Source organism: Phenylobacterium sp. Root700, from assembly GCF_001429025.1.
In the GTDB taxonomy this organism is placed as follows: domain Bacteria; phylum Pseudomonadota; class Alphaproteobacteria; order Caulobacterales; family Caulobacteraceae; genus Phenylobacterium.
In genome coordinates, this window is sequence record NZ_LMHT01000033.1 from 15,031 (window position 1) to 15,363 (window position 333).

The window sequence follows — 333 nt, forward strand, 5'->3', positions numbered from 1 at the left end:
GCCGCGCAGGCCGGTGACGTTCGGCAGCATCTGGTCTTCGGCGACGAACACGTCGTTCAGCGCGATCTCGCCGGTCACCGAGGCGCGCAAGGAGAGCTTGTTCTGGATCTTCGGAGTGGTCAGGCCGTCGGAGCCGCGATCGACCAGGAAGCCGCGGATCACCCCGTCGAGCTTGGCCCAGACCAGGCAGACATCGGCGATCGGGCTGTTGGTGATCCACATCTTCGAACCCGAGAGCCGGTAGCCACCCTCGACCTTTTTCGCCACCGCGCGCATCGAGGCCGGGTCGGAGCCGCCGTCGGCCTCGGTCAGGCCGAAACAGCCGACGATCTC

Annotated in this window: 1 protein-coding gene; it reads right to left on the minus strand. The window is 67.0% G+C overall.

What is annotated here, in order from left to right; translation table 11 throughout:
* The coding region (locus ASE02_RS23060; protein ID WP_235536741.1) for an acyl-CoA dehydrogenase family protein at positions 1 to 333 on the minus strand (333 nt) is incomplete at both ends.